We start from the raw sequence: 16367 nt of genomic DNA on the forward strand, positions 1-16367 counted from the left end.
AAACCTTTTCGTCAATATTTTGGAAAAACCAACTCCGCCCACTTTGCTGTTGTGAGTGTAACTTCTCTAGTGCAGTGAAGTGCACTCATGGTGTTGATCTCATGTTTTTGAACTTTGCCCTTGACCTTCCCGGCCCTTTCACAAAAGTATGGACCCTTGCGGCACCAGCGAAGCGGGTGATTTGAATCCGAAGAAGCGGAGCGTTGACCTTTGCCTCTGAATTCCAACCTTCTGTCTTATTACAATTAGAGGAATTCAGAAGTAACAGCGATCGGAGGATCAAATCACACGCGAAGCGGCCTCAAACGCGCTCCATACTCCGCTCCTCACACTTCCACAAACTGCTTCTGAGCCAGCTCGCGGTATACCTGATGGGACTCTATTAACTCGGCATGAGTTCCTGCACCGGTTACCTTACCCTTGTCCAACACAATAATTTGATCGGAATGAACCACAGTAGACAAACGGTGAGCGATAACAATCGTCGTACGACCTTCCATCAGATTCGCCAGTGCTTTCTGCACCTCATGCTCGGAAGAGCTGTCCAGACTGGATGTAGCCTCGTCCAGCATAAGAATGTCCGGGCTGCGAAGAAGCGCACGCGCAATAGCAATCCGTTGACGCTGTCCGCCGGAGAGCTTCATCCCCCGCTCACCCACCTCAGTCTCATAGCCCTGCGGTAAATCCATAATAAATGTATCCGCATATGCCATCGTGGCTGCCTGTCTCACTTCCTCCAGATCAGCTTCCCGTCCCAAGCCATACGTGATGTTATCTCTGACCGTTCCGGTCATCATCGAGCTTTCCTGGGACACATAGCCGATTTTAGAGCGCCAGGAGGATAATGTATACAATGATATCGGCTCGTCTCCATAACGAATCTCTCCTGTATCTGGTACATAAAAACGCTCTAGCAACGAAAACAGAGTGGACTTGCCGCTCCCGCTCGGTCCGACAAATGCAGTTGTCCGGTTAGCCGGAATGACCAAGCTGGCATGATGAAGAACCTCTTCACCTTCAGTATAGGAAAAGACAACATCACGCAGCACGATATCTCTGCTCTCTTTTGTCGCTTCCTGCTTCAATTCCAGCGGCTCCTCTTCATGATCCAAAATCGTCTGGATTCGTTCCGTTGCTCCTACCACCTTTTGCAGACGCGAATATAAAGTTGTGAACTGGGCCATCGGTGTAATGACCTGAAACAGCAGTAAAATAAAAGCTACCAAATCCCCGGCAGTCAGCACGCCCGATGCGACGCGAACACCACCAACACCCAAAATAATAACCAGCACGGCGGTCAGCAAGAAAGTAGAGATAGGACCAACAAGGGCCAAAATACGGGATTCCTGCAAGCCAAAGCGGAACATCCGGTAAATACGATCCTCCCCGGCCTGTGCTTCCCTGCTTTCTGTCCCGTACGCCTTTACCAACCTGATTTCTCCGATTACCTGACTCAGTACCGAGGTCAGATCAGCCATCTCATCCTGCTGCTTTTTGGATATACGGTACATTTTCCTGCCCACCGGAAATAAAATCAGCGCTGTTAACGGCACAATAGCCATGATAATAAGTGTCATAACCCAATCCAGATAAAACAACAAAGCGATACCGCCAATAATGGCAATCACGTTAGAAATCAGATTCACAAGATACTCCGTAATCAGGTTCATAATCAGACTTGTATCATTGGTGACACGACTCATCGTATCCCCGGAACGATTCCGATCAAAATACGGAATGGGAAGAGACAAAATTTTATGCCATAAGCGTTTGCGCAAATTAGCGACAATTTTGTGTCCGGCATAGTTCAACATATAAATGGAAACCGCTGAAGCCACTGCCTGAAGCACAAAGGCCCCCAGCAGGCCAAAAATGACTATACGGTTCAATGAAGAAAAGGTTAAACCGTCGATCAGTCCTTTGGTCATCAGCGGTACAATTAAACCGGCAATCGTCTGGATCAAGGTCAGAATCAGGGCGATCACGAGAATGGCCTTGGGAGGATGTGCGCTTGCAATCAATTTGACAAATCGGCCCATGCCAGCCTTATCGGGTTTTTTATCCGGCTTTTCCTTCATTAGGTCCTGCTGTTCATCCCGCTGTAGATGATGTTCCTTTTCCATAAACCATGTACCTCGCTTCCTGTCTAACCATTCTTGTCCAAACAACAACACCCGCGCTGAGCGCGGGTATGAACAGTACAGCCTAAATTTGAGTTTACTACACCAGAGAATGAAGCACAAAGTTAGCCACAAACAATACTGAAATGATATACAATGCGACAGGCACTTCCTTGCCACGCCCTGCTGCCAGTTTGGCTACGGGGTAAGCAATAAAGCCAAATGCCATTCCGTCTACAATGCTATACGTAAAGGGCATCATCACCATGACCAGAAATGCAGGAAACGCCTCGGTAAAATCACTAAAATCCATCTCACGGACATTTTGTACCATCAGACCGCCAATGATGATGAGCACGGGCGCAATGGCACTATCCGGAATGTAAGCTAGTAACGGAATGAAAAAGAAGGTTGCCCCGAATAAAATGGCAGTGACCAGCGGCGTCGCTCCTGAGCGGCCTCCTGCTGCAATACCCGCCGTGGATTCCGCCGCCGCTACCGCCGGACTGCTCCCTAAAATACCGGCGAAAATATTGGTTACCGCCAACACTCGCAAGCTGTTCTTGAACGTATCCGGTCTTCCGATCATGTTGGTCTGTGCAGCAATCATCCCAATGTTTTCGAACAGAACAATGAGCAGTAGCAGAAAAACGGCGATCCAGAAGGCTACTGAAACGATGCCTGAAAAGGATAGCTCGCCAAACAATTGCCCATACTGCCGCACTGTTTCAGAGGTTCGTACCCCGCTTGTTGGTTCTACAGCTCCCAGCACGTAAGCAAGCCCTGTTCCTGCCAAAATACTAATCAGCAGTCCTCCCTGAACGTTGCGCACAAACAGCACAATAGCGAGCAGCAATGTTACACAAGCCGTGATTACCTTTGGATCATTAAAATGGCCGATCGCGACAAAAGTCGTTTGGTGAGCAATCACGATGCCGCTTTTTTGCAATCCAATAAAGGTCAAAAACAAACCAATTCCTACCGTAATTCCGTGCTGTAAATTATGAGGAATCGCCTGACTAATCAGCTTGTACAAGGACGTAAATGCAACAACGGCGAATATAATACCTGTAATGGTGACCACCATCAATGCTTCCTGCCAGCTCAGCTTCATAGAGTGTACGAGCGTATAAGTGAAAAAAGCATTAATCCCCATCCCTGGTACAACAACCATTGGGGACTTTCCGCCAAAGGCCATAAGCAAGCAGCCAATAATCGACGTGAGCAGTGTACCCAGCATAGCTCCTTGTAATGGAATCCCGGCATCTGCCAAAATGGTCGCATTGACCATGACAATATATATAACGGAAAAATAGGAAATGGCGCCAGCAGCCACTTCCTTTTTCCAATGATGCTCGGGTTTGAAACCGAGACTTCTGGACCATAGTCCACCCTTCATACCAAAACCCTCCAGCTAGTTGTTCGATCTGTACCTACTATTTTCGGACTTACACGCCAGCGTTGTTTAACAAATCCTTGACAGCCACACTAACCATGATCAATCCTGCCACGGGAGGTACAAAAGCATTGCTCGCAGGCGGCTGCTTCGCCTTCCGGATTTCGGGTGCATTCGCAGGTACGATTTTTTTCGTAATCTCTTCACGCGGCTTCATCGGTTCCTCATCCGAAAATACGACCTTGACGCCTTTTGTAATGCCTTCCTTACGCAACTTGGTGCGGATTACACGGGCAATCGGATCCATTTTCGTTTGGGAGATATCCGCCACCTGAAAACGGCTTGGGTCCATTTTATTGGCCGCGCCCATACTGGAGATCATCGGAATGCCCCGCTTCAAACATTCCTTGATCAAATGAATTTTGTAAATAATCGTATCCGAGGCATCCAGCACATAATCCAGATCGTACTTGAACAGTTCCTCATACGTTTCTTCCGTATAAAACATGTTCAGGGCAATCGCTTCACATTCTGGATTAATCAGCTTCACGCGCTCTACCATCAGATCAGCCTTTTTTTGGCCTACCGTTGTCGTCAGCGCATGAATTTGGCGGTTAATATTTGTAATATCTACGACGTCTTTATCAATCAAAATGATTCGACCGACACCAGTCCGCGCCAGCGCTTCTACAGCAATGGAGCCGACACCGCCGATACCCAGCACGGCTACCGTGCTATTTTTCATAACCTCCAGACCCTCAGTTCCGATGGCCAGCTCTGTTCGTGAAAATTGATGCAGCATATGGTACATGTCCTCCCTCACTGATTTTAACTCTATGCTTCAACTTTATGCATACAAACCACGAACCCATTATCCATAAGAGGATAACGGGTTCATGGCATTTTTCTTAGCTATTCACAGGCCCCTATAAGGTACTTGTAAAATCAAACATTCATCTTACGCTTTAGGAGCAACCGGCTTCGGAGCAAGACGGATATGAAGCTGCTCCAATTGAGCTTGATCCACTTCGGACGGTGCATCCATCAACAGGTCAGTCGCATTGGCTGTTTTCGGGAATGCAATCGTTTCACGCAGGTTTGTACGACCCGCAAGCAGCATCACCAGACGGTCAAAGCCGAAGGCAATACCGCCATGTGGAGGCGTACCATATTCGAATGCATCCAACAGGTAGCCAAATTTTTCTTTAGCTACTTCTGGCGATAGGCCGAGAGCATTGAACATTTTCTCCTGAACATCGCGTTTGTAAATCCGCATCGAGCCGCCGCCCACTTCGTAGCCATTCAGCACGATATCGTATGCTTGGGCACGAACTTGACCCGGGTCTGTGTCCAAGACGGCAAGGTCTTCGTCCTTCGGACGAGTGAACGGATGGTGCTCTGCTACATAACGTTTTTGTTCTTCATCGTAGCCGAGCAGCGGGAAGTCTACAACCCATGCAAATTTGTATACGTTGTCGTCGATCAGACCCAGTTGACGGCCAATTTTCAGACGAAGCGCGCCCAATACATCAGCGACTACTTTTTTGTTATCCGCAGAGAAGAGCAGCAAGTCGCCTTCTTCGGCTCCCGTACGCTCTCTCAAAGCTTCGATTTCTTCCGGTGTAAAGAATTTAACGATAGGCCCCTTGAATTCGCCTTCTTTTACTTGAATCCAAGCCAGACCTTTGGCACCATAACGTGCAGCATAAGGACCCAGATCGTCAATTTCCTTGCGGCTCCATGTGCCACAGCCCTTAGCATTGAGAACTTTAACCTCGCCGCCTTTTTCAATTACAGAAGCAAATACCTTCACGCCGCTGCTTGCCACGATATCATTGACATGAATCAGCTCAAGGCCAAAACGCAGATCCGGCTTGTCCGAGCCGTATTTGTCCATCGCATCGGCATGAGTAATCCGTTGGAACGGCGTTTCCAGTTCTACTCCAACCGTCTCTCTGAACAGCTTCACCATCAGTTGCTCCATCATTGGCAGCAAGTCATCCTGTTGCATAAAGGAGGTCTCAATATCGACCTGTGTAAATTCAGGCTGGCGGTCAGCACGCAAATCTTCATCACGGAAACAACGTGCAATTTGGTAGTAGCGTTCTACCCCACCCACCATCAGCAATTGCTTGTAAAGCTGTGGCGATTGCGGCAAGGCGAAAAACTCACCATCATGCACACGGCTTGGCACCAGATAGTCACGTGCACCCTCTGGAGAGCTTTTCGTCAAAATCGGTGTTTCCACCTCGATGAAATCTTCACCGTCCAGGAAGTCACGGAATACTTTTGCTGCTTTGGAACGCAATTTCAAAGTCTGGTGCATTTCCGGACGACGCAGGTCCAGATAGCGGTATTTCAAACGCAGCGACTCATCCACTTCCACGCCATCTTCAATGAAGAATGGAGGTGTTTTAGCTGCATTCAATACTTCGATTTCCGTAATACGTACTTCAATTTCACCTGTAGGCAGGTTCGCGTTAATGGTTTCTGCATCACGCTTGACCACTGTACCCGTAACCTCCAGAACGTATTCACTACGAACACGGTCCGCAATTTGCAGCGCGTCACCAGAATATGCCGGGTTAAACACGATTTGTACAATCCCGCTGCGATCACGCAGGTCGATAAAAAGTACGCCTCCCAGGTCACGACGGGTTTGTACCCAACCATTCAATGTAACTGTTTCTCCGATATGTGCATGGGTTAATGCCCCACATTGATGACTCCTTTTCATAATACACACTCCTGTTTATATTTTAGTGGTTGATGATATCTGATCAGCCGAAGGAAGTTCCACCCGACTGAATGTTGCTCGAACTTCGATACATATCTGTTCTGTTTGTTTCGTGCTACTGCATCACAGGTGATAATTAAAGATGATCTGAGTTTTAACCCAGCTCTTCCACCAGTTGATTCAGCTTGACGGTACGCTGCTCGCCAGTTTCCATATTTTTCAGTGCAATTTCACCACGTACCAGCTCATCCTCGCCCAAAATCGCAGTGTACCGCGCTTTAAAACGATCTGCTGATTTCATCTGTGCCTTCATTTTGCGACCCAGATAATCTCGCTCAGCGGAAAATCCGGCTTGGCGCAGCTTGAACAACTGTCTGGTTACTTCCGTTTCTGCCGCTTCACCCAACGCCACCATATATACATCCAGCGGCTTGGCTTCGTTCAGTTGGACACCCTGATGCTCCAGGATTAGCTGAATCCGCTCCAGTCCGATACCGAAGCCAATACCCGGCTGATCCGGTCCGCCCAGATCGCCAACCAATCCGTTGTAGCGTCCGCCTCCTCCGATGGTGTCAATAGCTCCAATCCCTTCGGCTTTGAATTCAAACGCGGTCAGCGTATAGTAATCCAGCCCCCGTACCAAGCGCGGGTTGACTGTATATTCCACACCCATAGCGTCCAAATTTTGCTTCACCTTCTCAAAATGGGTGCTTGATTCCTCGTCCAAGCTATCCAAAATGGAAGGCGCACCGCCAAATTTGTCCTGGTCATCCTTGCTATCCAGCACGCGCAACGGGTTACGCTCAATACGCGCTTGGCTCTCTTTGGTCAATGTATCCTTGATCGGCAACAGGAAATCCACCAGATGCTGACGGTAAGCTGCACGACTAGCTGCATTGCCGACTGAGTTAATTTCTACCTTTACCCCTTTCAAGCCCAGCTCACGGCAGAACTGATACCCGAAAGCGATAACCTCTGCGTCCAGTGCAGGATCTACTGCGCCTAAAGCTTCGATACCAAATTGGTGGAACTGGCGCTGACGTCCAGCCTGTGGACGCTCATAGCGGAACATTGGACCGATATAATACAGCTTCGTTACATCCGGCTCCCCGTACAGCTTATTCTCCACATAGGAGCGAACCACACCTGCTGTCCCTTCCGGACGTAAAGTCATACTACGTTTTCCTTTATCCTCAAAGGTGTACATTTCCTTTTCCACCACATCCGTCGTTTCACCCACACCCCGAACAAACAAATTCGTTTGCTCGAACATTGGTGTACGGATTTCACGATAATTAAAGCGGCGGCTAATTTCACGGGCTTTTTCCTCGACAACTTGCCATCTTTCTACATTGCCCGGCAGCAAATCCTGCGTTCCCGTTGGTTTTTGAAAGGCCATTAACATATCCCCCCGTCTGTGTATTTCTTGTTTCAATATAAAACAAAAAATCCCTCGCCCTGTTAAATTAACAGGGACGAGAGATTGTCGTTTACGAATCACCCGTGGTACCACCCACATTCCGGAGTTTGCCTGGACAACCAGCGTAAAAAACGCTCAGTGCCCGTCAGCATTGCGCTGACTCCGCTCATACGTATAACGCCCGTAACGCGCAGTACGGCTATTATGCAGGATCATCGGCTATTTGGTACAATTACCATGTACTCTAAGCGTATATTCCTCAATTGTTCGCCGTCTGTTCTCGGGGAAGTCATTCGTCCGCTCATCAAGGGAATTTTTACAGCCTGGAAATTCCTCTCTGCGCTTGTGGGTTCGGAGTACTTGGTCCCGTCATCAAATCATTTTTCATTATTTTATGATTTTAAAGAACCGCTTCGACAAAGTCAAGACATTCCCTTCACAATAAGACAAATAAGTCCTATAAAAAGAAAATAACCTGCGGAAACGGTCCGCAGGTTCAAAAGATATATCAAAAGGGGGTCATGCTGTTATTATAAACAACGAATATTAAGGAATGATGTTTCGAATGTTACATTTGTATTACAGCCGTTTCTATAACAACTGAATTCCTCATTTTGTCGACAAACCTGTGACGATTTTTTCAGCTTTAATCCAGCCGTGCTACATAACCGCGATTTGAACGAAGCTTATAAATGACCTCATCGTAATCTGCATCATTCACCTTCGCGGACAATACATACCGCAACTCATCCTGATCACCGTTAATGTAGACGTCTGTCGCATGAAGTAGGCCTGTGTCGTGATCCGTCGTTCCGCTGCGGTCTTCGTTCAAATCCCTGCGTGCAGTGTCACGGTCAGCCTCGCCATTCTCCGCCTCTGGAATAATGTTCTCACCATAAGCCCCAGCGACAGGTATCGCCGTGCCAGCAGTGCCAGTGTTGTTATAGGGTAACATTGGGATTAATACCCGCGTGTCCCTGCCGAGCGCATCATCCAGCGCACCTACCTCCAAATGCTCCGTTCTATAGGCTTGCAGCGAGGCTCTGGCGCCCTCAGCTTCGTCCTCCGTGCGAAAATAAGCCTGAATTTGCTTTTCCATACCAAATCCTCCTCAAAATGGGATTGTACAGGCATGAATTCCAGTGGAATTTACAGTACCTTCAACAGCTCACGCACAAAAGCAGGCTCATCTTTAGGTGTACGAGACGTAATAAAGTTTCCGTCCACAACCGCCTCGCGATCCTCAAAATGCGCACCCGCATTAATCAAGTCATCCTTCAAAGGAGGATAAGCTGTAATCGTCCGTCCCTGTAACAAATCAGCGCTCGCCAAAATTTGCGGACCGTGGCAAATCGCGCCGATCGTTTTCTTTGCTTCATTAATTTCAGTCACAAATTTTAGAACATACGCATCCAGGCGCAGATTTTCCGGGGATGATCCGCCGGGAATAACGACAGCATCATAGTCACTTGACTCCACATCCGCAATGGCCTTTTCGATAGTGTAGCTTGCTTTTCCCTGCTTGCCGTTTACCTTTTCGCCTTGTTTTAGCCCGATAATATCCGCCTCATGTCCGGCTTTCTTTAATTCATCGTAGGGCACTTGCATTTCGGAATCCTCAAATTGGTCGGCCAACAAAAACGCAATTTTACTCATAATCGTTCAGATCTCCTTTCCGATTATCCTCAAGATGAGTTGTAAGTTAAGTTTGTAACAATTTTCATTTGTCTACCACGCTTTGTTATTACCCGCTTGATCTATTTTTATAACAATTCGAAGCAGTGAAAAAGAAAAAGGAGCCTCTCGGCTCCTTCCCTACCTGCGTGGCAAAGCGCCACGTCCCGGCTTGTCCATAGCTGATGCAACATGCTGCAATAACGTATCACTCTCACGAGCGAGGCTGGTTGCCTCCTGAATGCTACCGGGAAAAAAAAGTGCAGCAGTTCGATAACCGTTCATTTTGGGGGTTTGACGCATAGTTTCGTCTCTCCTGTCACCCTTAAAGCTATCCATCTGGCTAAACACCAGCGGAGATGACATTATCCTCCCCTTGAACGGTCATTTTATACTGCTCCAGGTTACGAACGTTCGCTATCCAGAATCAGCGTTACCGGACCCCAGTTGGTCAATGACACATCCATCATGGCCCCGAAAATTCCCGTCTCGACCTCCAAGCCTTTTGCTCTTAGCTGACTGTTGAAAAAATCATACAGCTTCTCTGCTTCCTCAGGCTTGGCCGCCCCCATGAAGTTCGGTCTTCTGCCCTTACGGCAGTCACCATACAGCGTAAACTGAGAGACGGACAAAATAGCTCCGCCAACATCCAGCACACTGTCGTTCATTTTGCCTTCAGTATCCTCAAATATACGTAATCCCGCTGTTTTGTCCGCTAAATAAACGGCATCGGCCGCCGTATCTCCCTGACCAATACCAACCAGCAGCATCAATCCGGTTCCGATCTTGCCGACCACCTTTTGATTAACCGCTACCTGAGCGTCTTTACAGCGTTGAATAATAATCTTCATCGCCTGTCCGATGTCTCCTTTATCCTTGCCCTTTAAAAGCCTCCTACAGGCACGCCACGTCTCTTTTAGCAACATAACGTGTCTCTATACCAAAATGCGTTACAAAGGCTGTAAACCTATTTTCACACCCACATGGTCTATTGCATAATCCGGTGAACAGTGTACACATCTTTCACCCGTTTGATTCGTTCAACAACAGAGTGCAAATGATCCGTATTGCGGATGAGAATCGTAATGTGAATCATCGCCATTTTATTTTTGTCTGTACGGCCTGTAACGGCTGAGAAGCTGGTTTTATTTTCTGAAATAGCCTGAAGCACCTCGTTCAACAAGCCGTTACGATCATGTCCCGTAATCTCAATATCGACGCTGTAATTCACTTCTGCGGCTTCTTCCCACTCAACCTCGATCACACGCGCCTGATCTTCGCCTGTACCCGAAGGAATATTAGGACAATCCGTGCGGTGAACAGATACCCCGCGTCCACGTGTTACATAACCGATGATGTCGTCTCCAGGCACGGGATTACAACATCGTGCAAAACGTACGAGCAAATTGTCGACGCCTCTGACACTGACACCATTGGTCGGTGTTTTTTTCCGTTCGCCCTGCGGCTTATATTCCTTGACCTCAGACGTCAACTCAATCAGTCGTGCCTCTTCTTGCTCCCGGCGCAGCTTCTCGGTTAGACGTGTACAGACCTGCGCTGCTGTAATCCCGCCAAAACCGATGGCAGACAGCATATCCTCGATATCGTTAAAAGAAAACTTTTGCGCAACTTCCTGAAGCTTGTCGTCGCTCATCCACACCGAAGGCTCTATATCGCGTTTTCTCAGCTCGCGTTCCAGATTCTCACGGCCTTTTTCGACATTCTCCTCACGCTTTTCCTTCTTGAACCACTGCTTGATTTTACTGCGCGCGTGAGAGGACTGAGCAATTTTGAGCCAGTCCTGACTAGGTCCATAGGAATGCTTGGACGTCATAATTTCGACGATATCGCCGGTTTTAAGCCGATAGTCCAGCGGCACAATTCTTCCGTTTACCTTGGAGCCAATTGTGCGGTTCCCGACTTCGGTATGGATCCGGAAAGCAAAGTCCAGCGGAACCGATCCGGCTGGCAGCTCAATAACCTCTCCTTTTGGCGTAAATACAAAAACAAGGTCGGAGAAAAAGTCCATTTTGAGCGATTCCACAAATTCCGACGCGTCCTTCGCCTCATTTTGCAACTCCAGAATTTCGCGAAAAAAGGTGATTTTATCCTCAAAATTGGTGTTATTCGATCCATTTCCTTCTTTGTAGGCCCAGTGAGCCGCGATACCGAACTCAGCAGTACGGTGCATATCCACCGTGCGAATCTGTACCTCGGTTGGTTCGCCATTCGGACCTACTACTGTCGTATGAAGGGACTGATACATGTTGGCCTTAGGCATGGCAATATAATCTTTAAACCGCCCCGGCATCGGCTTCCACAATGTATGGATAATGCCCAGTGTGGCATAGCAGTCCTTAATGTTATCCACAATGATCCGAATCGCCAGCAAATCATATATTTCATTGAATTGCTTGTTTTTCGTCGTCATTTTTTTAAACACACTGTAAATATGCTTAGGACGCCCGGATAGATCGGCCTGAATGCCCATCTCTTCCAGCTTCTCAGCGATGCGTTCTATAACGTTATCAATAAACTGCTCTCGCTCTGCCCGCTTCTTATGCATCAAATTGGCGATGCGATAATATTGCTGAGGATTCAGATAGCGCAAAGCAATATCTTCCATTTCCCATTTAATCGCTGAAATACCCAGTCGGTTCGCAACCGGACAGAAAATTTCCAACGTTTCATAAGCGATCCGGCGCTGGCTTTCCTCAGACTGGTATTTCAAGGTGCGCATGTTATGCAGACGATCCGCCAACTTGATGACAATGACGCGAATGTCCTGTGCCATGGCAATAAACATTTTTCGATAATTTTCGTTCTGTTGTTCTTCCTTGGAACGGAACTGGATACGCTCCAGCTTCGTCAGACCATCGACAAGCATCGCACATGTATCGCCAAAATGCTCGCGAATCTGCGCCAAAGACACCGTCGTATCCTCCACAACGTCATGTAAAAGAGCGGCGATAATGGAGATGGTATCCATCTGCATATTAACGACGATATCAGCAACCGCAAGCGGATGCAGAATATAAGGTTCACCGGACTTGCGAGTCTGGCCTGAATGGGCCTGCTCGGCAAAATCGTAGGCTTCCCTGATGCGGATAAGATCTGCTTCTCTGGTATAGGCCCCGGCCTTTTTAAGTAATTGCTCTATCCCCATTCTGCTCTATTCCGTGTCCTTTCTATGCAAAATGGAACCCGCCGATCAATGTCGCGCAAAGGTTCCCTTTTAAAAGTGATTTCCTACAATTATGACGGTTACCACGTCACACGTCAACTGTTACAGGTTTGGTATTGTCGTGTCATTCCGACACATATAGGTCAATGAAATCAGGATTGTTGGCGAAATGAAACGAATTATATTGAAAAAAATACGAAAAGTAATTAATGTATATAAGAATAATTGAAAGAACTAAGGAGTGAACTGCGTTGCAACGCGAAATTCAAGTTAATGAAAAGCTTCCGGCAGGACCCGGGTTCCTGCTCAGCGTACAGCATTTGTTTGCCATGTTTGGCAGTACCGTGCTGGTACCGAATATCTTCGGTGTCGATCCCGGCATGATTTTGCTAATGAACGGAATTGGCACATTGCTGTACATCTGGATCTGCCGTGGCAAAATTCCCGCCTATCTCGGCTCCAGCTTCGCTTTTATCGCTCCAGTTAGTCTCGTGCTTAAAAATAACCCTGGTGGCAATGGTTATGCCATGGCCCTCGGCGCTTTCATTGTTACAGGTATTATTTTCTGCCTTGTTGCGCTGGTGATCAAATATGCCGGAACCCGGTGGCTGGACGTTGTATTCCCACCGGCTGTCATGGGCTCCATCGTAGCCCTGATTGGTCTGGAGCTGGTTCCGGTTGCAGCAGGTATGGCAGGCATTATCAATGCCGATCCCACCAAAGCCTGGACCCCGGATCCCAAAACCATTATCCTTTCCCTTGTTACACTCGGGGTCACTGTTCTGGGAGCCGTACTGTTTCGCGGTTTTGCCAAAATCATTCATATTCTGATCGGTATCGTGGTGGGGTATGTGCTCGCTTACTTTATGGGCATGGTAAATACGCAAGCAATTGCGGACGCTCCTTTTTTCGGACACCCTGCAATTACTACTCCAGTATTTAACACCTCGGCTATGCTGACAATTCTTCCAGTCGCTCTGGTGGTTATCGTGGAGCATATCGGGCATTTGCTTGTGACCAGCAACATTGTCGGACGCGAGCTGTCCAAAGATCCCGGACTGCATCGTTCACTGCTGGGTAACGGTATCTCCACTATCTTTTCTGGCTTCGTCGGCTCGACACCCAATACAACCTATGGTGAAAATATCGGGGTTATGGCTTTAACGAAAGTGTACTCTGTATGGGTCATTGGAGGGGCCGCTGTCATTGCCATCCTATTGTCCTTCTCAGGCACCTTCTCGGCGATTGTTTCCAATATCCCGGCTCCGGTCATGGGCGGCGTATCCTTGCTGTTGTTCGGTGTCATCGCTGCTTCCGGTCTAAGAATCTTCGTGGAGCAAAAAGTTGATTTTGCCAAGCCGACTAACATGCTGCTTGCTACGGTCGTACTGGTCGTCGGAATCAGTGGTGCTACACTCACTTGGGGCGCTGTTACCCTCAAAGGTATGGCGTTGGCTACAATCATCGGGATTCTCCTTAGCTTGTTCTTCAAGCTGATTGACGTACTCGGCTGGTCCAATGATAAAACTCAGGAACCCTTGACAGAAAAAACACCGGATTGATGACTGTCCCATCACATTAAAAATCGCCGACTCCATGGGCTGCGAATGAACACCACCTGCCAAAACGGCAAAGCGTGTTGAGCCACAGCCCATGGAGAACGGCGATTTTTTTATTGCAGCGCCTGTATTTTTAAACAACATCACACACGAAAATGGGATACCACCTGATTGAGCGTGTCAGAAACACCTGTAAGCGACTTCGCTGAGCTATCCAGACTTTCCAACGCTTCCAGTTGCCGTTCAGATCGTTCGGAGGCTTGCCCAGCACGTTCAGCAGAAGCTTTTGCAATATCGGCAAGGTAACTAATAGATGCCGCAACCTCCTCTGAGCCTGCTGACATTTGCTCCGAAGCCGATGAAACCTCCTGCACTTCAATCGCCACCTGCTGGATATCCTGATTCATTGCAGCAAAGCGCTGTTCCACCTCCTGCAAAATTGCTACCCCTTCATCCATCTCTAGAGTGCCCTGCTGCATCCCTTCCATTGCTAATTTCGTTTCTTCCTGCATGGATCGAATTCGACTCGTAATTTGCTCCGCAGACTGACTGACATTTACAGCAAGCTTGCCAATTTCTGAAGCCACAACAGCGAACCCTCGGCCATGCTCACCCGCACGTGCTGCCTCAATAGAGGCATTCAGCGACAGCAGCTTGGTCTGCCCACTAATTTCCTGAATGATTCCGATAATGCTGCCGATCTGGGCCGACCGTTCATTCAACGAACCTACTACCTTGCCTGCTTCATCCATAGATACCTTCGCTTTGTGCATTCCTCGGGTGACCTCGGTCAAACGTTCATTTCCTTGATGAGCCTTATGTTCAATGCCTGTGGTAGCTTCAGATACCTGCTGTATGGATTCGGCAATACGTTGAACGCCAACAGCCATTTCCTCCATCGCAGTCGCACTCTCTGCCGCAGCAGCCAACTGTAGTTCTGCACCTTCTTTTACCTGAGCCAGCTCGTCAGCATTGTGCTTCGCATCCTCAGCTGCGCCAGAAATATCCCCCGAAATAGCTGAGGATACCGTCGTAATCACGCCGGATTCTTTGCTCAAGCGACTTGCCATCCCCCTTGTAGCAGCAATCACCTCATTGATTCCCTCTGCCATTTGACCAAACTCATCTTTACGATGATGAGATACTTCAACTGTATAATCTCCAACGGCCATGCGATTCGTCATCTGCATTATTTTTTTAATCTCTCTGACCATCCCCAAATTGCTAACCAGCAAGGCCCCCATGATCAGCAGGATTCCGATAGCACTAACAATAAGGAGCAGCTTAAGCATTTCGTTCGCAGGACGATTCAACTCCGAATCCGGCAGCAGCACCCCAATTTTCCAACCAGTTTGCGGTATTGTATCGTACAATATCCGATAATCCTCATTCCCGATGGACGCGGATATCTGTCCGGAAGCACCGTTTTGGATAGCTTGTGCCGCCTCCGCAGTCAACACCTTTGTTAGCGGCTCACCTGCTTTGATCGATTGTAGCCCCGATGACAGGATCGCTCCATTCTTGTCCATCAAAACCGCTCTTCCTTGAGCACCGAATTTCATTCGTTCAATATAGGCTTGAATACTCGCCATACTTAAGTCACCCGTAATGACACCCATCAGCTTACCTGTTCGGTCATAAAATGCTTTTCCGGCAGTAATCATATTTACTTTCAGTTTGGAATCGTAAAATGGCTCCGTAAAGTTTATATCTTTACCTCGCTCAACAGCCCCTGTGTACCACAACTTTGCTAAATAGTTATATTGGGGATCATCATATTCAGTCGTTTGCTTCATCTGTTTACCATTTCTATACACATAATTGGATCGATATGTCGTATCAGGCTCATACGCATCCTTGGCGAAAAAAACACCCAGACCATAGGTCATATCATTCAATGCCAACTCTTGTTCATATAAATGTCCATAATCTTCAATTTTCGTTCCTGTCCCCAGCTGTTCTGCACTCTTGGCCAGCATGGAGACAAGTAAAGCATGCCGATCCACATTAGCTGCAATATCTGCTTTAACTCCCGACAGAGAGTGGGTAGCATTCTGGCTAATTTCCGCGTCCAACTTTTGCTTAGCGAAAAAGTAAGACAAAAAACTGATTAAAATCAAAGTCAGAAGCACAAGGGGAACCAAGGTAGAGAATGTTCGTGCTTGTAAGCTTTTAAATTGAAATGTACGCAATATGACCACCCCTGCCCCTTTTTATTGTTTATCGACAATTCGTTCAATTTTTTTATAACGATTTTCGTAAATGAATTGAAAGTTT

The 16367-nt window shown here is 47.7% G+C and carries 12 protein-coding genes; 1 reads left to right on the top strand and 11 read right to left on the bottom strand.

Translation table 11 applies throughout. The features are described 5' to 3' along the window. Window positions 1–326 precede the first annotated feature (326 nt). From NST83_RS18130 to NST83_RS18175, 10 genes are all read right to left on the bottom strand, one after another. Window positions 327–2078, bottom strand: a complete 1752-nt coding sequence (locus NST83_RS18130) for an ABC transporter ATP-binding protein (protein ID WP_170970896.1) — start codon at window positions 2076–2078, stop codon at window positions 327–329. A 142-nt stretch (window positions 2079–2220) separates the two neighbouring features. After that, window positions 2221–3519, bottom strand: coding sequence for an NCS2 family permease (locus NST83_RS18135; protein WP_342415178.1), 1299 nt, complete (start codon window positions 3517–3519; stop codon window positions 2221–2223). Window positions 3520–3568: 49 nt separating this feature from the next. After that, window positions 3569–4318: a tRNA threonylcarbamoyladenosine dehydratase gene (locus NST83_RS18140; protein ID WP_014282962.1), complete on the bottom strand. Its 750-nt coding sequence runs from the start codon at window positions 4316–4318 to the stop codon at window positions 3569–3571. Between the two features lie 156 nt (window positions 4319–4474). Beyond that, window positions 4475–6253 carry an aspartate--tRNA ligase gene (aspS, locus tag NST83_RS18145; protein WP_137064035.1) on the bottom strand — a complete coding sequence of 593 codons (1779 nt, stop codon included), beginning with the start codon at window positions 6251–6253 and terminating at the stop codon, window positions 4475–4477. 154 nt (window positions 6254–6407) lie between these two features. Beyond that, window positions 6408–7652 (bottom strand): histidine--tRNA ligase, encoded by a 1245-nt coding sequence (gene hisS / locus NST83_RS18150; RefSeq protein WP_342415179.1) that lies wholly within the window; start codon window positions 7650–7652, stop codon window positions 6408–6410. A 667-nt stretch (window positions 7653–8319) separates the two neighbouring features. Next, a complete protein-coding gene (locus tag NST83_RS18155; RefSeq protein WP_342415180.1) occupies window positions 8320–8772 on the bottom strand; it encodes a hypothetical protein in 453 nt (150 codons plus the stop codon). A 50-nt stretch (window positions 8773–8822) separates the two neighbouring features. Then, window positions 8823–9329 carry a type 1 glutamine amidotransferase domain-containing protein gene (locus NST83_RS18160; protein ID WP_137064038.1) on the bottom strand — a complete coding sequence of 169 codons (507 nt, stop codon included), beginning with the start codon at window positions 9327–9329 and terminating at the stop codon, window positions 8823–8825. A 159-nt stretch (window positions 9330–9488) separates the two neighbouring features. Then, window positions 9489–9650, bottom strand: a complete 162-nt coding sequence (locus NST83_RS18165; RefSeq protein WP_342415181.1) for a hypothetical protein — start codon at window positions 9648–9650, stop codon at window positions 9489–9491. A 101-nt stretch (window positions 9651–9751) separates the two neighbouring features. Continuing rightward, window positions 9752–10198, bottom strand: a complete 447-nt coding sequence (gene dtd / locus NST83_RS18170; protein WP_137064039.1) for a D-aminoacyl-tRNA deacylase — start codon at window positions 10196–10198, stop codon at window positions 9752–9754. A gap of 137 nt (window positions 10199–10335) precedes the next feature. Continuing rightward, entirely contained in the window at window positions 10336–12513 is a 2178-nt protein-coding gene (locus tag NST83_RS18175) for a bifunctional (p)ppGpp synthetase/guanosine-3',5'-bis(diphosphate) 3'-pyrophosphohydrolase (protein WP_134913061.1), read from the bottom strand. A gap of 269 nt (window positions 12514–12782) precedes the next feature. Here NST83_RS18175 and uraA point away from each other — a divergent pair, with 269 nt between their 5' ends. Then, window positions 12783–14093 (top strand): uracil permease, encoded by a 1311-nt coding sequence (gene uraA / locus NST83_RS18180; RefSeq protein ID WP_342415182.1) that lies wholly within the window; start codon window positions 12783–12785, stop codon window positions 14091–14093. 140 nt (window positions 14094–14233) lie between these two features. Here the strand turns inward: uraA and NST83_RS18185 are convergent, their stop codons facing one another. Beyond that, the gene (locus NST83_RS18185; RefSeq protein ID WP_342415183.1) at window positions 14234–16291 is read right to left on the bottom strand and encodes a methyl-accepting chemotaxis protein; all 2058 of its coding nucleotides are present in this window, start codon (window positions 16289–16291) and stop codon (window positions 14234–14236) included. Window positions 16292–16367: the final 76 nt, after the last annotated feature.

Source organism: Paenibacillus sp. FSL R10-2782, assembly GCF_038592985.1.
GTDB classification, from domain to species: Bacteria; Bacillota; Bacilli; order Paenibacillales; family Paenibacillaceae; genus Paenibacillus; species Paenibacillus terrae_C.